We start from the raw sequence: 20,740 nt of genomic DNA, 5'->3' as shown, positions 1-20,740 counted from the left end.
GGTGTGCAAGATAGAGGGCGTGTGGGAAGTCACGCGGAAGTGGCCGGCTGGCCCTGCTGCGCCGACTTGGGCAGCTTCAGCAGCGCATCGAGCAGCGAAGCGGTATAGGGATGCGTTGGCGCAGTGAATACCCGCTCGACAGGTCCGCTCTCGACCAGGCGGCCGCGCTGCATCACGAGCACGCGGTCGGCAACGTGATGAACCACGCCGAGGTCGTGCGAAATGAACAGCATGGCCGTGCCGTGCTCAGACTGCATGTCGGCGAGCAGGTCGAGCACCTGCGCCTGGATCGATACGTCGAGCGCGCTCACCGGTTCGTCGGCAACGAGCAGCGCCGGGTTCGGCGCGAATGCGCGCGCAATCGCCACGCGTTGGCGCTGGCCGCCGGAGAGTTCGCGCGGGTAGCGGTCGTAGCAGCCCGCCCCGAGCCGCACCTCGTCGAGCAGTTGCAGCACACGGCGTCGCCGCGCGTCGCCGCGAATGCCGACCGCGTCGAGGCTCTCGCCGATGAGCTGGCCGACCGTATAACGCGGGTCGAAGGAGCTATAGGGGTCCTGCGCAATGAGCTGCAGGCCGGCCCGCCGATGTCGCCGAGCGGATTCGGGCACGCCGCTCCAGGGCTGGCCGTCGAGCGTCACGCGGCCGCTGTCGGGAGTGGTCAGGCCCAGCACGATGCGCGCGACCGTCGACTTGCCCGAGCCGGATTCGCCGACGATGCCGAGCGTTTCGCCTTTGGCGAGCGAAAACGACACGTCGTCGACGGCGGGGGGCGCGCTGTCGTCGCCGCCGTAGCGCTTCGTGACCGCTTCGACTGAAAGCACACGGACATCGTCGACAATCTGCTTCGCCGGCAGCGCAACCCGTGCCTCGGCCGTGGCGGCGCCAGGTCCCGCGTCGCCCGAGAGCCGGTAGCCGCGCGACGCGGGCACGGGAATCGCGGCGAGCAGCTGCCGCGTATAAGGATGCGCTGGGCGCCCCAGCACGTCGCGCGTCGGCCCTTCTTCGACGATGCGGCCCGCACGCATGACGAGCACGCGGTCTGCCAGTTCCGCGACCACGGCGAGGTCGTGGCTGATGAGGAGCAGCGCGTCGCCGGCGTCGCGGCGGGCGCTCAGCAGCGATAGGATTTGACGCTGGACGGTCATGTCGAGCGCCGTGGTGGGCTCGTCGGCAATCAGCAGCGAAGCGCCGCCCGCGATGGCCGTGCCGATCAGTACGCGCTGCCGCAAGCCGCCCGACAGTTGATGCGGGTATTGCGGCAGCCGGCTCTCGGGTTCGTCAATGCCTACCGCCCGCAGGATCTCGACGCTGCGGTGGTGGATGTCGCGCGAGCGCACACTATGCAGCGATTCGGCTACGAGGTTGCGCACGCGCCATAGCGGATCGAGCGAGACCAGTGCGTCCTGGAGCACGTAGCCGATGCGGCGGCCGCGTATGCCGCGCCAGTCGCGCTCGCGGTAGCGGCGTGCGTCCTCGCCCGCGATCTCGAAGCGCTCGGCCTGTGTTTGCGCCTTCGGGCCGTTCAGTCCGACGAGGCTGCGTGCGGTGACGGATTTGCCGGAGCCCGATTCGCCGACGAGCGCGACGCACTCGCCCGCATGCACGCTCAGGCTCAGTGATTCGACGGCGGGGCGCGCGGCGTGCCGCTCATGAAACGCGATGCGAAGGTTTTCGATACGCACGAGCGGTTCGCCCGGCGGCGCGGTGAACGGATGAATCACGGCGGGTAGCGGGACCGGCGCTGAGGGGCTGCCTTCCGTGGCGGACCCAACGCGCACGCGGGCGGCAAGATTGGCAGTGGCGGCGGCTGTCATGCGACCTCCCGGCGTTCGAAACGCGCCTGCCAGTAGCCGCCGAGCGCGTTCACAGCAATGACGGCGGCCGTGATCGCCACGCCGGGCCAGACCGCGATCCACCATGCGTTGTACAGATAGTTGCGGCCCTCGGCGAGCATCAGTCCCCACTCGGCCGTGGGCGGCTGCGGCCCCATGCCGAGAAAGCTCAGGCCCGATGTGCCGATGATCGTGGTGCCCAGGCCGATCGTGGCAAGCACGGGCACCTGGGCAATGGCGTGCGGCAACACGTGCCGCCAGACCAGCACGGCCGGCGCGAGACCGAACGTGCGCGCCTGCTCCACATACCCCGATTCGGCGACGACGAAGGTCTGCGCGCGCACGACGCGCGCGAAGCGCGGAATCGAGGCGACGCCAAGCGCGAAGACGAGATTGACCGCGCCGGGGCCCGTGAACGAGATCAGCATGAGCGCAAGCAGGAGGTCCGGAAGGGCGGACACCACGTCGAGAAAGCGCGTGATCAGTTCGTCGAGCCAGCCGCGCGCGAGGCCGGCGATCAGCCCAAGCACGGTGCCTGCGAGCGTCGCGATGGCGATCGCCGCCGCGCTGATCGAGAGCGAGTAGCGTGCGCCGTAGACGACGCGCGCAAAGATGTCGCGGCCCAGCTGGTCGGTGCCTAGCCAATGCTCGGCGCTGGCGCCGATCTGCGCGGAGACTGGGTCCGCCGCGAGCGGATCATAGCGGGTCAGCCATTCGGGCGCGGCGACGGCGATGACGTTGAGAAGGAGCCAGAGCGCCGCAAGCGCAAGGCCGGGATGACGCCATATCCAGCTGGCGGCACGCCAACCCGGGCGCGCCCGCAATGGCAGGTCGAGAGGAACTGACATCGTGAAGCCTCCGGTTCAGCGCCGCGCGCGCGGGTCGCGCAGGCGCGGATCGATCAAGAGATAGAGCAGGTCGACGGCGGTGCTCAGGACGACGTAGATCGCTGCGGAGAGGATCGCGATCGCGAGGATCACGGGCATGTCCTTCGCGAGCACGGCATCGACGGTCACCTTGCCGAGCCCTGGGCGCCCGAACACCTGCTCGGTGATGACCGCGCCGCTCAACAAGCCGCCCACGAGCCAGCCGGCGAGCGTGACTGCCGGCAACGCGGCGTGCCGCAGCGCATGGCGCAGGCGCAGCGCGAAGCCGCCAATGCCCCACGCGCGCACGGTCAGCGCGTACGGCTCGTCGAGCGCGCGCTCGATGCCCTTGCGCAATATGCGGCCAATCACCGCGCCTTGCGCGAGCCCCAGCGAGAGCGCCGGCAGCACGAGCGAGGAGAAGCCGCGGTCGCCGGCCACGGGGAAGAGCTTGAGCGTGAAACTGAACACGAACAGCAGCATGATGCCGAGCCAGAATGAGGGCGTCGAAGCGAGCAGCAGCTCCACGCCTGAGGCGGCGCGGGCGCCGAAGCGGCGCCCCGCAGTCAGCACCGCGAGCCCCACGGCGAACACGACCGCGACGACCAGCGCGGCGCTGGTAAGCTTGAGCGTGGGCCAGAGCTGGCCGATCACGAGCGGGGCGACGTCGGTGTTCAGGACGTACGAGCGGCCGAAGTCGCCGTGCAACACACGCCACAGGTAGTGCAGGTATTGCAGGGATACGGGCTCGTCGAGGCCCCATTCCTTGCGGATCGCGGCTTCAATTTCGGGCGTGTTCAGTTGCTCGCCGATCAGGATGCTGACGATATCGCCGGGCGCGAGATGCACGGCGACGAACGACAGCGTGATCGCGGCCCACAGCACCAGCACGCCGGTCACGAGCCGCGTCGCGACCGGCGAGCGCAACCACGTGCGGCGCACGCGCGTGAGCGGCGCCGTCGGGCGGGGTACGCTCTCGTCGGGCAGCGGTAAGGGAGTCGGGTGGGTCATGGTCGAAAGTTCTCCTGCTGGCGAAGCCGGTGCGCGCCGCACGTCTCGCGTCAGCGCGAATCGAGGCAGACGTCGTAAGGCGCTTCCGGCATCTGCTTGAAGCTGCGGAACGCCAGGCCGCGCACGCGCGTGCTGGCTGCGATCTCGTCCTCGGGTTGATAGAGCGGAATTGCGTAGGCCTCGTCGACGATCACCGTGTGTTGCAGTTGCGCGTAGATGCGGGCGCGCGCCGCGTCGTCGCGCGTCTGCGCGGCTTCGTTCAGCCACGCGAGCAGGCGCGGGTCCGCCGTGCGGCTGTAATTGATCACGCCGCCGCGGTCGATGGGCAGGTAGTGGTTTTCCGTATCGATTCCGTCGGTATCGGTGTTCGAGTTGGGTATGGCGCCGAACTTGCCGGTCTTGCGCACGTCGGCATAGGTGCCTGCGTCGACATAGCGGATTTTCAGCTCGACGCCGAGCCGCTGGCGCGCCTGCGCCTGGAGTCCCTGCAACAGCACATCGCGCTGGTCGCGCACGGTGGCGATCGCCTGCACGACATCGATCGACAGCCGCTGTCCGTCCTTCGTGCGGTAGCCGCCGGCGTCGCGCCCGGTCCAGCCCGCTTCGTCGAGCAGCGCGTTGGCAAGCTTCGGATTGTTGCCGTAGCTGTGCTCGATGCTGCGGTCATACAGCGGATCGACCGGTGAGGTGATGCCCCAGGCGCGTGTGCGCTTGCCGCGATAGATCGCAGCGACGAGAGCGTCGAGATCGAACGCCTGCAACAGCGCACGGCGCACCCGCGCGTCCTGGGTGGGGCCGTAGGCCACGTTCAGATAGAGCGAGTACGGCGAGCCCGTGTTCAGCGCATGGAGGTAGCGCAGGTCCGGCTGCTTTTCGAGCAATGTGGCGTCGTTGCCCGAAATGCCCTCGATCACGTCGGCCTGGCCGGACAGCAGCGCGCCGGTGCGCACCGACGACTCGGGCAGGAAGCGGTAGACCACTCGGTCGAGGTATGCCGTGCCCTGATGGGTCGTCGTAGCTGGCGGCCATTTATAATCGGGATTCCGAACGAAATTGGCTTCCTGTCCCTTGCGCCAGGCCGTGAGAATAAACGGTCCGGTGCCCGCGACTTCGCGTCCGCCCGATTTCAGTTGCGGCGAGGCGTAGGCGGCGGGCGAGATGAGCTTGAGCCCAGCGGCGAATGAGAGGAACGGCACGTAGGGTTCGTTCAACGTGAGCTGGACGGTGCGCGCATCGACGGCACGCGCGCCGGCGAGGCGCGACGCGATTCCGCAATAGCTCGAACCGGCGCAGTAAGACGGGTCGCGCACCTCGAGAAAGTTCTTCGCGACCGCTGCGGCATCGAGCGGCTGGCCGTCGGTGAACTTCACGCCGTCGCGCAGTGTAAACGTCAGCGTCTTGCCGTCCGGCGAGACCGTGTAGCCAGTCGCGAGCCATGGGACATAGGTGCCATCGGGCTTGCGCGCGAGCAGCGACTCGAAGCTCGCGCGCAGGATCAGTTCCGCTTTCGCCTGTCCGTTCAGTTGCGGATTGAAGGTCGTCGGCTCGGTCTCGATGCCCCACGTCAGCGTGCCGCAGGAAGCGGGCGCGGCGCTGACGCCGCCAGTGGCCGTTGCCGCAAGCGCGATTCCCCCGGCGGCGACCCTGCGCCGCCAGCGCGCGGACCTGGCCATGGCGAGAGGCGTTGACATCGACATCGTCATGGTTAGCGTTTGATCCACACGTCATAGGGGTTTTCGGGCATCTGCGCATACGAGCGGAAGCCGAGGCCCTGGACCGTCTTCGTGGCGGCGATCTGGTCTTCCGGCTCGTAGAGCGGCACGGCGAACGCCTGCTGGTCGATCGCGAAGTGCTGCAACTGGCCGTACAGCGCCTTGCGCTCGGTGGCGTTCTGCGTCTGCGCAGCGGCCTGCAGCCAGCGACTCAGTTCCGGTGCCGACGCGCGGCTGTAATTGAGCGCGCCGCCGTGATCGACGGGCAGGTAGTGGCCTTCGATATCGATCCCGTCCGGCGGTGTGTTCGAGTTCGCGATCGACCCGAACTTGCCGCTCTTGCGCGCATCCGCATAGGTGCCGTCGTCGACGTACTGCACCTTCAGATCGACGCCGAGCCGCTGACGCGCCTGCGCCTGCAACGCCTGCAGCAGCACGTCGCGCTGGTCGCGCACGGTCGCCTGTGCCTGGATTACCGCGATGGTGAGACGCTCGCCGTTTTTCGCGCGGTAGCCGGCGCTGTCGCGCGCGGTCCAGCCCGCTGCGTCCAGCAGCGCATTGGCGAGCTTCGGATTGTTGCCGTAGCTCTTTTCGATGCTGTGGTCGTAGAGCGGATCGATCGGCGAGGTGATGCCCCATGCGCGCGTGCGTTCGCCGCGGTAGACCGACTGGACGATGCCGCTTACGTCGAGTCCTTCGAGCAACGCGCGGCGCACATTGGCGTCCTGCGCCGCGCCGTAGGTGACGTTCAGGAACAGCGAGTAGGGCGTCCCGGTGTTCAGCGCATGCTGATACGTGAGGTCGGGATTGCTGCGGATCAGCCCCGCGTCGTTGCCCGACACGCCTTCGATCACGTCGACCTGCCCGGACAGCAGCGCGCCCGTTCGAACCGACGATTCAGGCAGGAAGCGATAAACCACGCGGTCAAGATACGCCGGCCCCTGATGGCCGCTGGTTGTCGGCGCCCAGCGATAATCGGGATTCCTGTCGAACTCGATCTCCTGCCCCTTCACGTAGCGGCGCAGGATGAATGGGCCCGTTCCTGCGATGTCGGTGCCGCCCGACTTGAGGCTCGACTTGTCGAACGCGTTCGGCGAGAGGAGCGGGAGGGAGCCGGCAAAGGTCAGGAACGGCGCGTACGGCGCGTCGAGCGTGATCTCGACCGTGTGCGCGTCGGGTGTCTTGACGTCGGCAACGTGCGAAATCAGGCGCGCGAGGTTGCTGCCGCCGGAGTAGGAGAGGTCGCGCGCATAGAGGAAGTTGCGGGCCACGGCCTTCGAGTCGAACGGTGCGCCGTCCGTGAACTTGACACCGTCGCGCAGCGTGAAGGTATAAGTCTTGCCGTCGGGCGAGACCTTGTAGCCGGCGGCGAGCCACGGCACGAAGCTGCCGTCGGGCTTTTGCGCCAGCAGGCTTTCGTAAGCGTTGCGCAGCAGCAGCACGACCTTGTCCTGGCCGTTCAGTTGCGGATTGAGCGTGCGCGGCTCGGTTTCCACGCCCCACGTCAGCGTGCCGCCGGTGACCGGTTGGCCTGCCGCGAGCGTCGGATGCGGCAGCGCGAGGGCGAGCAGGACCGCCGCCGCCGCGGTTCGGCGCGAGGTGCAAGAGGCTTGCGCCGGGAATGAAAACGTCATCGGTGAGTACCTTGAGCAGTGGGTCGGTCGATCAGGGGAAGGCGGTTGCGCGCGGGCTATCATGCGGCTTGGGGATCGCGTGCGCCGGCTGCAACCGGCTCGCTGTAAAGCTCGGGAATAAGGATCTTGCGCAGCCAGACCAGCGGCGTGCCGAGCGCGTTGGTCGAGCGATGAAAAGGCTCATAGCCGTGACGCTCGTAAAACGGGGCGAGCCAGGGGTGATTGACGGCGGTCGCGAGCCACGTTGCGGGCGCCTTGACCTGCGCGCGCAGAAACTGCGTTTCGACATGATCGAGCAGCACGTTGCCAAGGCCCTGGCGCTTGAACGCGGGCGCGACGGCAAACCAGTGCAGGAACGGCCAGGGTGCGAGCCGGTTGCCTTCGGGCGACCAGGGAAAGCGCACGGTCAGCGTCGCGGCAAGCGCTGTGCCGCCGCCGACCACTTCGCGCTCGAGCACGAACGTCGTCTGGCTTGCGACCGCCTGCGCCACGCGCCCGACCGGTGAGCGCGTGATCGTGAAGTGAACGCCTTCGCGCGCAAGCGGTGCGTAGGCCTGCTGTAGCAGGTCGTAGAGGGCCGGCACATCGTCCTGGCCCGCAATGCGGATCTTGTCGGTCATTGTTCTGTCACGGCGAGCGAAGGGTGAATGCCGGGGGCGGAGGATGGGCTCGCGTGTGGAAGAGGAATGTTGCCGTCTGCAAGCAGTCCGAGCGACGCTGTGCGGCGTGTAGCGTCGATGATCGGCGTGTCCACGACGAATTCGTCAATGCCATGGCGGCGATGCAGTGCGTCGAGTTCGCGCAGCACGTCCTCGCGCGTGCCGTGCACGATGCGCGTTTCGCGTTGTTCAATGCGGTGCGCACCGCCGCCCGATTGGCGCACGAATGCGTGCGCCTGCTCGAGGCTCGTGACGTTGACCGCGGGACCCTCGCCAACCTGTACGCGAAAACGCCGGAAGCCGCTTGCGAGCCGCGCGGCGTCGGCCGCCGTTTCGGCCACGACGATCGAAATCGCGAGCAGCGGCGCACGGCCGCCCGATAGCGAGCGGTAAGCGTCGAATGCGCGCTCGAGATCGCTGGTCGCCGCGTTGATATGCGCAGCGTAGACAAAGTCCCAGCCAAGGCGAGCCGCGAGCGTCGCGCTTTCGGCGCTCGCGCCGAGCAAGAAGGGTTGCACGGGAGCGGGCGGCAATGGCGTCGCGCGCAGCGCTTTCTCGTCGCTCTCGCCATTCGCCTCATCGGCTTCGCCCGAAGCCGGTGCCTTGGCATCGAACAGATACCGCTTGAGTTCGAAAGCAAGTTCGGCGAAATCCGGGCGGCGGCCTGCATCGAAGGCGTGTTGCAGTGCGCGCGTCGACAAGGGCAGTCCACCGGGCGCCTTGCCAACGCCGAGGTCGACACGGCCTGGTGCAAGCGAAGCCAGCAGGTTGAAATTTTCCGCGATCTTGTACGGGCTGTAATGCTGCAGCATCACGCCGCCCGATCCAACGCGGATGCGGCGCGTTTGCGCAAGCACATAAGCCACGAGGATTTCGGGCGACGGGCACGCAAGTCCCGCGGAGTTGTGATGCTCGGCGAGCCAGTAACGGTGATAGCCCCACGCCTCGGCGGCTTGTGCCAGAAAGACGCTGCGCGCGAGCGCGTCGGCGGCGGTTTCGCCGGCCGCAATCGGGCTCTTGTCGAGAACGCTCAGGCGGAAAGCGGGTTCGCGCTGTGCAGGATCGGAGTGGCTCGTGGGTAGTGTCATGCTGAGGGAGAGGGGGCATCGATCGCAGCCGCCCAGTCAATTTCGGTGCACAAAATTATTTTTCTTCGCAAACCGAACGGTCAAACAATGAAGAGGAATATGGAAAGCCGAAAATATTTGTTCGATTGGAGGGGGGTGATTGCACACTATGTCCGATTGCCGCGTGACGGACATCGGTGTCGTCACGCCGGCGCAAAACATCAATTGATCGGATAGACAGGACGGCATCATGAGCGGCGCGCGTAGACGGCTGAAGACATTGGTGGGCGCGGCGAGCGTGCTGTATGCGAGCGGCGATACCGACGCGGCACAGGGCATACGCCGTGCGGCGGCGCTTGCACGCAAGGCGGAAGCGCACAAGGTCACAGGCCTCTTTACGGCTGATCTCTTGCAGGCGGATGCGGCGGGTCTCGCCGGCATCACCGGCAGCCAGGAACCGATCGTCGCGCTCGCGGCATTGAGCCAGGCCACCTCGCGGATCGGCCTCGTCGCAACGGTCTCGACGACCTACCATCATCCCTACAACCTCGCGCGGCTGATCGGCACACTCGATCACGTGAGCGGCGGCCGCGCGGCGTGGAATGCCGTGACGTCGTCGGTGGGCGAAGAAAATTTCGGCGATGGCGCGCTGCCCGACCCCGAGCGCCGCTATGCGCGCGCCACCGAATTCGTCGAAGTGGTTCAGGCTCTGTTCGATGCGAACCATCCTGGGGCGACGCGGCGTTCGGCAAGTGGCGGCGTGGCTGTCGATCCTGCCAGGCTGGGTCCGATCCACTATCGCGGAGAATACTTCCAGGTGGAGGGGCCGCTCAACGTTCCGCCTCCGCCCCAGCGCATTCCGGTCCAGTTTCAGGCGGGTCAGTCGGCGAGCGGCGTCACGCTCGGCGCGCGCTATGCCGAGGTGGTCTACACGTCGCAACCGACGCTCGACGATGCGCGTGCTTTCGTCACCGAACTGCGCCGTCAGGCGATTGGTTTTGGGCGTGCGAACCGGCTGCCGTTCGTGATGAACTCATTTCATTCGGTGATCGGCGAATCGGATGCGGACGTCGCGCGACGGCTGCGCGACAAGCACGAGCGCATCGACTACGAGCAGGGACGGCTCAAGCTCGCCGACATGCTGGGCGGCGGCATCGATCTCCGCAATCTGCCGCTCGACGAGCCGCTGCCGGAGTCCTTGCTGCCAACGATCGACAGCGTGCATCGGCGGCGAGGGCGGGTTGCGATCTTCCTGGCTTACGCGCGGCAGCGGCTCAGCTTGCGCGAGCTGATCATCCGCGCGCAGGAAACCGGCCACTGGTTCGTTGCCGGGACGCCCGAACAGCTCGCCGACGCGATCGAAGAGCGCTATCGTGCCGGCTTCGTCGATGTGCTCTCGTTGCATGGTCTTGGCCAGCCGGATCAGGAGGACCTGTTGCTCAACGGGCTGCTGCCGGAGTTGCGCCGGCGCGAACTGATCGATGCCGACTATGTGGGCGAAGACTTCCGCTCGAATCTGGAATTGCCGCCGCTGCAGGCATGGTCCGGCGGAAACGGCCTGCGGGCGGCGAACGAAGGCTAACCAGCGCTTCGTCATTCCTCGTTGTGCTAAGCATCCCAGAATTTCTTCTATAGCCCGGCCTGTCCCTTCTTTGTAATTCGGCGGGGGAAACACTACTACAGTGAAAGATGCCGTTTGCATTCTCCCACCCAAAGGAGCCAGGCCATGTCCATCCGCATAGGCGACGAAGCCCCCGATTTCACTGCACAAACGACTGAAGGACCGATCCGCTTCCACGAGTGGATCGGAGGCCAGTGGGCGATCCTGTTTTCGCACCCGAAAGATTTCACGCCGGTATGCACAACCGAGCTGGGCTATATGGCCAAGCTCAAGCCCGAGTTCGACAAGCGCGGGACCAAGGTGATCGGGCTCAGTATCGATCCGGTCGACGACCACCACAAATGGGCGAAGGATATCGAAGAGACGCAGGGCACCGCGGTCAACTATCCGATGATTGGCGACGCGGACCTCGCAGTTGCAAAGCTCTACGACATGATCCATCCCAACGCGAGCGGCGGCCCGCGCACCGCGGTCGACAATGCGACCATCCGCGCCGTGTTTATCGTTGGACCAGACAAGAAGATCAAGGCGACGTTCACCTACCCGATGAGCGCCGGGCGCAACTTCGACGAGGTTTTGCGGCTGCTCGACGCCCTCCAGCTCAACGCGAAGCATACGGTCGCCACCCCGGTGAACTGGAAGCCGGGCGATGATGTGATCATTCCCACCTCCGTCTCGGATGAGGATGCAAAGAAAAAATATCCAGAGGGCTTCAAGACGCTGAAGCCCTGGCTGCGGACGGTCGCGCAGCCCAAATAGGTACGCTTCGGCGCCACGGGAAGGCGGTATTACGGCGCTGTGACTCACGACGCGAGAACGTATGCGAACCTGCATCGTCGGCTCCGCGCGATGCAATGTTTTTGGACAGCGCTTGAGAATTCTCCAAGGTTCTCGAGGCGCCCGCCGATATCGTCGGCACGCTCAAGGGCGTGCTCTTCCCGATGCGCCTCGGGCCGCCCAATTTGCGCCAGGAAGCCGAGAACTTGTACATCGGGCATGCACTCGATGCCTCGCTCCACGCGCTGCGCCATCGAAGCGCGCGCCCGCAAGGCGAGCTAGCCGTTGGCGAACTCGAGGCACAACTCAACATCCGTCAGCCGACGCTGCCCCAGCAGTTGGCGGTGCTTCGTGAGAAAGGTCTCGTGAGCGCTCGACGCGATGGCAAGAACATCTTTTACACGGTAGCGAGTGCGCAGGCGCTTGCTGTCATGGCCGTGCTTTATCAGCAATTCTGTACGGATACCCGTGACGATCCGGCTCGCTGATCGCTTCACGGCGCGGCCGTCGACGAGAGCGAGCGACTTACACGCTGTGAATTGTTATGGCGCATGAAATGACGCTGTAACACGCGAGCATATTCCGATGCATCACGATTGCGTAAGCTGCGATAAAGAAAGCACCTTTCATTCGTTGCTAGCTCAACGACAGGGACCGTATCCTCGTCAGGATTGTTCATCACCGAATATGCAATGACGCCTCCACTCCTGACCGACGAGCAACTCGACGAACGCTTTGAGCCGATCTATGACCGCATTGCGCAGGGCGCGATCGAACGCGAACAGCAACGCGCGCTCGCCCATGAACCCGTGCGATGGTTGAAGGACGCGGGCTTCACGGCGCTACGCGTGCCGCGCCGCTATGGCGGAGGCGGTGTCACGCTGCCGCAATTCTTTCGCCAGTTGAGCAAGCTGGGCGCGGCCGATTCGAATCTGCCGCAAATCCTGCGCGCGCATTTCGGTTTCATCGAATACCGCCTGGAAGATCGCGATGAAGCCCAGCGCGCGCGCTGGTTCGAACGCATCGCCGCCGGCGAGACGCTGGGCGCGGCGACTTCCGAGCGCACGGACAAGACGCATAACTCGGCGGTGCTGCGGCGCGACGCTTCGACCGGTGCGTTGCTTCTCGATGGCGAGAAGTATTACAGCACGGGGGCGCTTTATGCCGACTGGCTGAGCGTCGCGGCACACGACGACGAGTCGGATCTCACGCTCGTCATTGCGGCGAACAGCCCGGGCGTGAGCCGGCTGGACGACTGGGATGGCTTCGGCCAGCGCCTCACCGCGAGCGGCACCACGCGTTTCGAGAGCGTGCCGGTTACACCGGACGCGATCATTTCGCGCTATCGCGCTTCGGAGCCTCGCCGCAACTCGTCGCTCACCGCGTTCTATCAGACCGTTCATCTAGCCACGCTGGCAGGTATCGTGCAGGCGGTCTTGCGCGACAGCGTCGAGTTCGTGCAGGGACGCACGCGGACCTTCGGCGTGGCCGGACAATCGAGCCCGCGCGACAACCCGCTGGTGCATCGTGTGGTCGGCAGGCTCGCCAGCCTCGGCTACTCGACGCGAGCCATCGTCGATGCGGTGGCGCACGGGCTCGAACGCCTGCACGAACGTCGCGCAGAAGGTGAGGCGACCACTGACGAGTACATCGCGCTCGACATCGAAGCGTATGAGGCGCAGCAGATCGTCATCGAGCAGACGCTCGAGGCGACCACGCTGATGTTCGAAGTCGGCGGTGCGTCGGCGACCAGCGAAGCCCGGCGCTTCGATCGCCATTGGCGCAATGCACGCACGATCGCCTCGCACAATCCGGCGGGGCAGCGCGAAGCCGCAATCGGCAACTTCCATCTGAACGCGGCGCCGCCCGAGGAACGTTTCAGCCTTCCGCACGCGCGGCAAGCCGTCCCGGACGAAGCGGCGCAGAGCGTCGCGCAGGCATAGTCCGCATCCCCGCGCGCCCGGACGCTTGCCGCCGACCGCGGCGCCTGCCAACGCGATTCATCAGCACTGGAAAGCATCACGGCAGAGCCGATCATCCTGAACGCGTTCACGATGAACACGGCGTCGCATCTGAATTACGGTCTGTGGCGACATCCCGACGACGACGAGACCGGGCGCTACACGCACGTCGACCACTGGACCGACCTCGCAAAGTTGCTCGACGAAGGCGGCTTAGACACATTGTTCATCGCGTATGCCCTGCGCCTGCTCGACGTCTACGGCGGCAGTGCCGAGACGTCGCTGCGTACGGGTGCGCAATTGCCCGTCAACGACCTCGGTTGTCGAAGGCACGTGCGGCGCTGGCGGAATGCGCGGCGAACAGTCCGAAAACAAAGAGGCTAGATTTGCTGAAGGCACTACACAACCCATGTGTCGTGCGATCAATATGAGCGGTTTCTATGAATGCTTAACACGTACGGGCCTCAGTCAGGCAGACGGACCGCACCCGCTTCGGTGGATCCGATAGCGCTTCTCCTTGCCCGGACACCGGATGAAAGGCCGCTCCGTCGCGCGGGGCTCAACGCGCAGCAGGCAGCGTTAAACCAATGGGCCATCACTGGAATGATTCACAACGCTAAATAATAAGGATCACTATGTATTCATCGAAGTAATCGAGCTGCCGCCTTCGAACTGACAGGGCAGCGGCCCGTGTCGCTGCTTAGAACAGGTGCTTGATACCGGCCGAGACCGCGACCTGATTCGACGTCGTCGAGGGTGACAGATAGCCGATGTCCGCGACGGCGTGGCGGCCCCACGAGTCGACGCCGCTGGCGTGCTGGTACGCCGCCGTCGCATACAGTTCGGTGGCCTTCGACAGCGAGTAGCCAGCGCCCACGTTCCACTGCTCGTAGCGCGCGCCGCCCAGACCGTTCAGGTTGCCGCCGTTCGTGTAATCGAATGACGTGCCGACGCGCAGGAACGGCGTGACCTGATAGCGAACGCTCGCGCCGACCGTATTGAACGACGCCGTGCCGCGGTAGTTTTGGGTGTTGAGCGAAGCGGTTGCCCCAAGATCGCGGTATTGCGTGTTGGACCAGGCGACACCCAGGATGGCCGAGCCGATCGTCCAGGTGGAGGCCACGGCGATCGTCTGCTGGGTGCGGGCAGAGGCGAAGCCCGAAATAGCCGGGTTCGATTCCGGTGTGGTGGCGGAACCGGCGGAGCCGAGATTGTTGCCGGTGGCGCTCGCATTCGCGTTCGTGCCGTAGAGCGAATTGTTCGGATTGCGCGCGTTGATAATCGACGCGGCAACCGCAATGCTCGGTCCGGTATAGCTGAAGCCTGCGGACCAGTACTGGTTCTGCGTGAAGTTGCCTGCGATGCCGCCGAAGCTGTACTGCGCGCCGAACCGGAAGCCGCCGAATGCGTCCGAGCTGTATTTGACCGCGTTATTGATGCGGTGCGTGAAGTTCAGGTTGTCGTAGTCGGCCGGATGGATCGCGAGATTGCCGAAGTACCAGGCGTAGAGCAGCGGCGACACATAGTCCACCGCGGCGTCGGACTGGCGACCGAGCGATGCGGTGCCGTAATTCGGTGCGCTGAGCCCGATCCAGGCCTGACGGCCGAACAGCGTGCCCCCCTGGCCGAGCGTGCCGTTGGCGACGCTGAAGCCGCTTTCGATCACGAACAGCGTCTTCAGGCCGCCGCCCAGGTCCTCGGTGCCTTTCAGGCCCCAGCGGCTCGAACTCGGGCCCGAGCTGCCGCTATCAAGCAAGGCGACCTGGCTGCCGCCGGTTGGTTTGCCACCGGCCGGCGTGGCGGCCGTCTGAACGTTGTTTACGTAAGTCACGTTGCCGGTGACGATACCGTAGAGGGTCACGCTGCTCTGGGCATAGGCAGCAAGGGGTGACAGTGCGATTGAAGTCAGGGCGAGAAGTATTTTTTTCATCGTAAATAGTTTTTCAATACACGACAGCTGCTGGAGAGCCGTTTCAAAAATGGTGCGGGATTTATTGAGTCGATATGGACTGCGAACTAGTAAATTGAGGCGATTGAATAGATATTTGTTGCAGGTAATTCGCGCAACGGGGACCATTTTCCGGAGTAGTCGAAGCCGTGGTCAAGGCTAATACAGCGTCGTTATCGAACGATTTCTTATACTGTTATTTATCCGTGCAGCAATGCGAATGCGGATTTTGTGTATGACTTGAGCGAGGGTGGTCGCGTCTGCTGAATCAGTGAATGCGCGGCTCGGACACGTCTGCTGCTCGTCCGGGCCGCGTTCCGCATGCGTCCATGTATCTTGTTGAACTGGGGCCGCATTCAGTGCTGCACATTCTGCGTTGCCGCGCAAGAGACTGCTCGATGGCGTGGATGCGGCGATACAACACATTTAGATGATACGTCGCGGGGATTTTCGCGCCGCAAGGCCGTGATTTACCGCCTCGTCGGTGATATGCCGGTGGCGCGTAGCGGAGTCGAGGCACGACGTTTGTGCTGCCGGGCTGCTGTGCAGCTCACAACCGCACGCGCAGGATAGCCTCCGCGAACTCGACGAACCCGGCACCACCGGGACCACGTGTTATCCATCGCGGCGCGACCGGAAGCCCGGGCAGATAGTCGACCACCGTGCTGACACCCACCGTATGCCTGAAAAAACCGAACATCGGCGCGTCGTTTGTCGAATCACCGGAATAGGCAACAACCCTCGTGGCGGCTTCCGGCGTGGTGCCGAACGATCCGGCGAGAACGCGCAGCGACATCGACAGCTTGTCGTAGCCGCCAAGCCAGCCCAGCACCCATAGATTGTTGACTGTTGCGTCCGCGCCGGCGGCTTTCAGCGCCGCCACGATCCGGTCGTCCAGCGAAGTTCCCGTGCGTTGCCAGGCCAGGCTGGCAAGGCGGAACGCCTGGTCGTCCGCGATGCGGGCCTCGGGGATGGCCGCTTCAATACCTCTTGCGATGGAACTGAGCTGCGATTGCATTGCCGTCACGCTCTCCGCGTGAACCCACCATGAGCGCTCGACGCCATGGCCGTTTGCCTCGCGCCTCATGAAGATGCCGCCGTTCTCCGCAATGACGCCATCCACGGGCCACATGCGGGCCATCTGATCGCACCATCCGGCGGGCGCCGCGGTGACCGGAATCACACGGATGCCTGCCGACTGCAACCGCTCGAGCGCGTTATAGGTTTGTGCGGCCAGCCGTCCACGATATGTCAGCGTTTCGTCCATGTCGGTGAAGACAAACTGGACACCGGAAAACTCGTGAAATGGCGCTGACGATAGCGGCTCCATAAGGGTCCCTGTGGCGACTAAATCTCCAATTATGAGGGACGCTGGACGCCTCGTCCAAAGGCGGATCACGCATTGCTTCGCCGATTGCGTGCTAAGGCACGCCTTCCGACGAGCGACCGGGCGTTCTACGCGCGAAGGCGTTGCCTAGCGACGTCTCTGGGAAAGCTCGTGTACCCCATAGACCGCTGCAATCACGCCCAGAAGTATGGCGGTGACGGCAAGCGACTGACGCGTCTGCCCTGCCGACGTCGCGGCCGTCGCATGACACCACAGGCCCACGCCAGTTACCGAAAGCAGGAGGCCGAAGGCGAGGGCCCATAACGGAGCCGCCGTACGCGAATGTAGTTTATGTGAGAGTTTCATTTGTCATACCCCATACACCGATGCTTCCTGCCAGTCCCGTCGCTGCAGTTTCCCCCGGCTGACGTTTAATAGCGTACGTGGCGGAACTCCTGTCGACAAGTGGAACAAAATTCTTTAGCACCGTCGCATGGAACGCCGCGCCCATCGGAAACGGAACTTTAGACTATAGAAACCGATTGCGAGCACGCCAAATGATCGATTCGCCAATGCAACCCACGTGCGTGCTGAAGAGCGTCCGTCAATTCCTTCGTTGCATGCGTTGTGGTGCCGATGGTTTGATGTTCTCCACCCTTGACCACGGAGGACGCAATGAGCACGGTACTGGAGCAGCCCCAATCGCAAGCCGGAGATCATCAGGACCTGCGCGTGCGTCGCTACAAGCCGTTGATCGGCGCGGTGATCGAGAATGTCGATCTCTCCGGGCCGTTGAGCGAAGCGAATCGGCAAACGCTGCGTCAGGCACTCGTCGAACACGGCGTGATTTTTTTTCGTGAGCAGACGCTGTCGCCCGAACAGCATGTGGCGCTCGCGCGCATTTTTGGCAATCCCATCCGCAAGAACATCTATTTGCCTGCTGTGGCGGGCTTTCCCGAGATCGAGGTCATCGCACACAGCGAGAAGACGCGCTCGGGCGGCACGGACAACTGGCACGTCGATGTTTCCTGGCAGCATCAGCCACCCAAGGCCACGGTTCTCCACGCCCAGGAAATTCCCGAAGGGGGTGGCGGCGACACGATCTGGTCCTCGTCGGCGGCGGTCTACGACTTGCTGGATGCCGATCTGGCCCGCTACTTCGAGAAGCTGACCGCGGTGAATACCTTTATCGCCTCGCCGAAGAAGGGCGCCCTCTCCGAACTGCTGAGCGGCTACGACATTCCGGAAGGCAGCGAGGAAAACAGCGTGGAAGCGGGGCTTGCGCGCGTGCGCGACGCGGCGCAGAAGTATCCGCCAATCGAAGTGCCGGTCATCAAGACCCACCCTGAGAACGGCCGCAAGCTCGTGTTCGTCAACGAAGGCCACACGAGTCACTTGCTCGGTGTTTCAAAAACGGCCAGTCAGAGTCTGCTGAATTACCTGTACGACCTCATCAAGACGCCCGAAGTCCAGGCGCGCTTCGAATGGCGGCAGGGCGATGTCGCGATCTGGGACAACCGCCAGGTGCAGCATTACGCGGCGCGCGACTACGGATCGGCACGGCGGCGCATTCATCGCGTCACGCTCGAGCACGACGGCGTCTTCTAGGAAGCATGGTCCGCGCCTGCAAGGAACCCCCGCATGAAACGCAGTTTCTCCCCTTATATGAAACGTTTCGCCATCCTTCATATTGCAGCGATGCTGGCGGCTGCGGCGTCGGCGCCATCGTTCGCGCAGACGCCGGAGAAGCAGGAGCTGCGTTATCAGGGCTGGGCGAGCAAAGTGCTGTATCCCGAGCTGGCCGAGGACCTCGGCTATCTCGCGCCCATCAAGCTCAAATGGGTAGGTAACACGACGAGCGGACCCCAGGACATTCAGGCGGCTGTGACGGGCGACGTCGATTTCGGCGGTGCGTTTAACGGTTCGATCGTCAAGCTGGTTGCGGCGCACGCGCCCGTGAAAGCTGTGATTTCGTATGTCGGCACCGACAAGGAAACCAATGGCGGGCTGTTCGTGCTCGACGACAGTCCGATCAAGGGGCCACGTGACCTGATCGGGCGCCGCATTGGCGTGAACACGCCCGGCGCTTACGAGCAGTATGCGGTGACCGCGTATCTGCAGAAGGCCGGCGTTTCGCAGGCCGACATCGACAAGGTGGTGTTCGTCGCGGCGCCGCCCGTGAATCTCGCGCAACTGCTCAAGCAGAAGCAGCTCGATGCCGTGTTTCTGGAAGATATCCTGAAGGACAAGGAACTCGCCCAGGGCGGGGCACGCCTGCTCACGACTGACTACCAGCTCTTCGGTTCGTTCGGGTATGCGAGTTATCTCTTCACGGATCGATTCATCGCGCAGAACCCGAATACAGTGCGCAAATTCGTCGAAGGCACGGCGCGCGCCATCGAATGGACGCGGAACACGCCGCGCGCGGAAGTCGTCGCGCGGTTGCACAAGATCATCGAGGCGCGCCATCGCAATGAAGACGCCACCATCGTCAATTACTGGAAGTCGCCGGGCGTGGGCGGCAAGGGCGGCCTGATTGTCTCCGACGACTTCACGACCTACATCGACTGGTACGTGAACAACGGCGTGCTGAAGGCCGGGCAGGTGAAGCCGGGCGACATCTATTCGAATCAGTTCAATCCGTTCAACCAGCGAGTCGCGAGCCAGTGAGGCGGCGTCATCACGCGAGGAAAGCGCAATGAGTGCATCGATCAGCGTGCGCAACGTGGTTAAAGCGTTTCATCTGAACAGGCGCGGGCATTTCGTCGTGCTCGACGATGTTTCGTTCGAGGTAGCGGCTGGCGAGTTCGTCGCACTGGTGGGGCCGAGCGGCTGTGGCAAGACTACGCTGCTCGACCTGATCGGCGGACTCACTCAGGCCGATCGCGGCAAGATACTGATAGGCGGACGCGAGATCGACGGGCCGGGACTCGATCGCGGCATAGTCTTTCAGCAGTACGCGCTCTTTCCCTGGAAAACTGCGCTCGGCAATATCGAATTCGGCCTGGAAGCGAAAGGGATCGCGAGGCGTGAGCGCACCGAGCGCGCGAGGCGCTTTCTCGATCTCGTCGGGCTCGGCGCGTTCGCCGACCGCTATCCCCATGAACTCTCCGGCGGCATGAAGCAGCGCGTGGCGATTGCACGTGCGCTGTCCTACGAACCCGACGTGCTGCTAATGGACGAGCCGTTCGCGGCGCTCGATGCGCAAACGCGCGAAAGCCTGCAGGACGAACTGTTGCGCATCTGGCAGCGCACGGGCACGACCGTCGTCTTTATCACGCATTCGATCGACGAAGCGATCTATCTGGGCCAGCGCGTGCTCGTGATGACAGCTGGACCCGGGCGCGTCACCCACACGCTGCCCGTGCATGTGCCTCGCGGCGATCTTTCGGAGGACATCCGTTCGACGCCGGAATTCGTGCGCCTGCGCCATGAAATCTGGCAACTAATCCGGCAACGTCGCGGCAACGCGCAATGGCAGGTCGCACAGGCGGCGTGAGGAGAATCACCATGAGTACGTTGTCCGTTGAATCGAAGCGGGGCATGTCAGCGTCGACCGTTTGGCTGGCAGCCTGGCGGGCCGCGCGCGGCAGCGTCGCCGTGGTCGCGTTTCTCGCGCTCTGGGAAGTGCTGCCGCGGGCGGGATGGGTAGACCCCGTTTTCCTGCCGCCATTCTCGACCGTGCTGCATGCGTTGTTCGAAATGGCCGTATCGGGCGAACTGGGCGCGAACCTGCTGGCGAGCGCCGTGCGTGCAGCAAGCGGTTTCGCGATCGCCGTGGCGCTCGGCGTGCCGTTGGGCCTCCTGATCGGCTGGTATCGCACGCTCGGGGACCTGCTCAACCCGTTGCTGGAGATTTTTCGCAACACGGCGCCGCTCGCGCTGCTGCCGGTGTTCGTGCTCGTGCTCGGCATGGGCGAGACGTCGAAGATTTCGATGGTGGTCTATTCCTGCATCTGGCCCGTCGTGCTCAATACGGTGAGCGGCGTGCGCAACGTCGACGCATTGCTGATCCGCTCGGCGCGATCGATGGGGCTCGGCCCGCTTCGTCTGTTCGTGAAGGTCGTGCTGCCCGCATCGGTGCCTGCCGTATTCACGGGCATTCGCGTGGCTGGCGCGTACTCGATACTCGTGCTGATTGCGGCCGAGATGGTGGGCGCGAAGGCGGGATTGGGCTATCTCGTGAACTACTCCCAATACACGTTCGAGATTCCGAAGATGTACGCGGGCATCGTCACGCTCGCCGTACTCGGCCTCGCGTTCAATCACGCCGTGGTGTTCGTCGAACGGCGCCTCACAGCGTGGCAAGGTATTCGTTAAGGATG

At 64.4% G+C, this 20,740-nt stretch carries 18 protein-coding genes; 9 read left to right on the top strand and 9 right to left on the bottom strand.

Annotated features, from left to right (window positions below):
• Window positions 1-29: 29 nt before the first annotated feature.
• Genes BFD71_RS00260 through BFD71_RS00230 form a run of 7 tightly spaced genes read right to left on the bottom strand, consistent with a single transcriptional unit; the run spans window position 30 to window position 8,802 of the window.
• A complete protein-coding gene (locus BFD71_RS00260) occupies window positions 30-1,814 on the bottom strand; it encodes a dipeptide ABC transporter ATP-binding protein (protein ID WP_083244970.1) in 1,785 nt (594 codons plus the stop codon).
• A complete protein-coding gene (locus BFD71_RS00255; protein WP_083244969.1) occupies window positions 1,811-2,680 on the bottom strand; it encodes an ABC transporter permease in 870 nt (289 codons plus the stop codon). The genes BFD71_RS00260 and BFD71_RS00255 overlap by 4 nt, the downstream gene beginning before the upstream one ends.
• A gap of 15 nt (window positions 2,681-2,695) precedes the next feature.
• Window positions 2,696-3,709, bottom strand: coding sequence for an ABC transporter permease (locus tag BFD71_RS00250; RefSeq protein WP_069261301.1), 1,014 nt, complete (start codon window positions 3,707-3,709; stop codon window positions 2,696-2,698).
• A 50-nt stretch (window positions 3,710-3,759) separates the two neighbouring features.
• Window positions 3,760-5,400 carry an ABC transporter substrate-binding protein gene (locus BFD71_RS00245; protein ID WP_256094435.1) on the bottom strand — a complete coding sequence of 547 codons (1,641 nt, stop codon included), beginning with the start codon at window positions 5,398-5,400 and terminating at the stop codon, window positions 3,760-3,762.
• A gap of 14 nt (window positions 5,401-5,414) precedes the next feature.
• A complete protein-coding gene (locus BFD71_RS00240) occupies window positions 5,415-7,055 on the bottom strand; it encodes an ABC transporter substrate-binding protein (protein ID WP_069261300.1) in 1,641 nt (546 codons plus the stop codon).
• 59 nt (window positions 7,056-7,114) lie between these two features.
• A complete protein-coding gene (locus BFD71_RS00235) occupies window positions 7,115-7,675 on the bottom strand; it encodes a GNAT family N-acetyltransferase (RefSeq protein WP_069261299.1) in 561 nt (186 codons plus the stop codon).
• Entirely contained in the window at window positions 7,672-8,802 is a 1,131-nt protein-coding gene (locus tag BFD71_RS00230) for an LLM class flavin-dependent oxidoreductase (protein WP_083244968.1), read from the bottom strand. The genes BFD71_RS00235 and BFD71_RS00230 overlap by 4 nt, the downstream gene beginning before the upstream one ends.
• A gap of 229 nt (window positions 8,803-9,031) precedes the next feature.
• On the opposite strand from BFD71_RS00230, the gene BFD71_RS00225 reads away from it, so the two are divergent.
• The 5 genes from BFD71_RS00225 (at window position 9,032) to BFD71_RS00205 (ending at window position 13,524) form a co-directional block, all read left to right on the top strand.
• On the top strand, window positions 9,032-10,363 hold the full coding sequence (locus tag BFD71_RS00225) for an NtaA/DmoA family FMN-dependent monooxygenase (protein WP_069261298.1): 1,332 nt from the start codon (window positions 9,032-9,034) through the stop codon (window positions 10,361-10,363).
• Window positions 10,364-10,507: 144 nt separating this feature from the next.
• The gene (locus BFD71_RS00220) at window positions 10,508-11,161 is read left to right on the top strand and encodes a peroxiredoxin (RefSeq protein WP_069261297.1); all 654 of its coding nucleotides are present in this window, start codon (window positions 10,508-10,510) and stop codon (window positions 11,159-11,161) included.
• Window positions 11,162-11,391: 230 nt separating this feature from the next.
• Entirely contained in the window at window positions 11,392-11,667 is a 276-nt protein-coding gene (locus BFD71_RS00215) for an ArsR/SmtB family transcription factor (RefSeq protein ID WP_069261826.1), read from the top strand.
• Window positions 11,668-11,871: 204 nt separating this feature from the next.
• A complete protein-coding gene (locus BFD71_RS00210) occupies window positions 11,872-13,122 on the top strand; it encodes an acyl-CoA dehydrogenase family protein (protein ID WP_069261296.1) in 1,251 nt (416 codons plus the stop codon).
• A 111-nt stretch (window positions 13,123-13,233) separates the two neighbouring features.
• Complete coding sequence (locus tag BFD71_RS00205; protein ID WP_069261295.1) at window positions 13,234-13,524, top strand: LLM class flavin-dependent oxidoreductase; 291 nt, start codon at window positions 13,234-13,236, stop codon at window positions 13,522-13,524.
• A gap of 316 nt (window positions 13,525-13,840) precedes the next feature.
• Here the strand turns inward: BFD71_RS00205 and BFD71_RS00200 are convergent, their stop codons facing one another.
• Window positions 13,841-15,070 (bottom strand): porin, encoded by a 1,230-nt coding sequence (locus tag BFD71_RS00200; RefSeq protein WP_069261294.1) that lies wholly within the window; start codon window positions 15,068-15,070, stop codon window positions 13,841-13,843.
• A gap of 568 nt (window positions 15,071-15,638) precedes the next feature.
• A complete protein-coding gene (locus tag BFD71_RS00195; RefSeq protein WP_069261293.1) occupies window positions 15,639-16,418 on the bottom strand; it encodes an HAD-IIB family hydrolase in 780 nt (259 codons plus the stop codon).
• 672 nt (window positions 16,419-17,090) lie between these two features.
• Here BFD71_RS00195 and BFD71_RS00190 point away from each other — a divergent pair.
• The 4 genes from BFD71_RS00190 to BFD71_RS00175 are packed head-to-tail and all read left to right on the top strand — an operon-like array spanning window position 17,091 to window position 20,735.
• The gene (locus tag BFD71_RS00190; RefSeq protein WP_069261292.1) at window positions 17,091-18,023 is read left to right on the top strand and encodes a TauD/TfdA dioxygenase family protein; all 933 of its coding nucleotides are present in this window, start codon (window positions 17,091-17,093) and stop codon (window positions 18,021-18,023) included.
• A 33-nt stretch (window positions 18,024-18,056) separates the two neighbouring features.
• Window positions 18,057-19,085 (top strand): ABC transporter substrate-binding protein, encoded by a 1,029-nt coding sequence (locus BFD71_RS00185; RefSeq protein ID WP_069261291.1) that lies wholly within the window; start codon window positions 18,057-18,059, stop codon window positions 19,083-19,085.
• 28 nt (window positions 19,086-19,113) lie between these two features.
• Window positions 19,114-19,914, top strand: coding sequence for an ABC transporter ATP-binding protein (locus BFD71_RS00180; RefSeq protein WP_069261290.1), 801 nt, complete (start codon window positions 19,114-19,116; stop codon window positions 19,912-19,914).
• A gap of 44 nt (window positions 19,915-19,958) precedes the next feature.
• Entirely contained in the window at window positions 19,959-20,735 is a 777-nt protein-coding gene (locus BFD71_RS00175) for an ABC transporter permease (protein ID WP_256094434.1), read from the top strand.
• Window positions 20,736-20,740 lie beyond the last annotated feature (5 nt).

Source organism: Paraburkholderia nodosa, assembly GCF_001718195.1.
GTDB classification, from domain to species: Bacteria; Pseudomonadota; Gammaproteobacteria; order Burkholderiales; family Burkholderiaceae; genus Paraburkholderia; species Paraburkholderia nodosa_A.
This window is presented reverse-complemented; position numbering and strand designations above follow the sequence as displayed.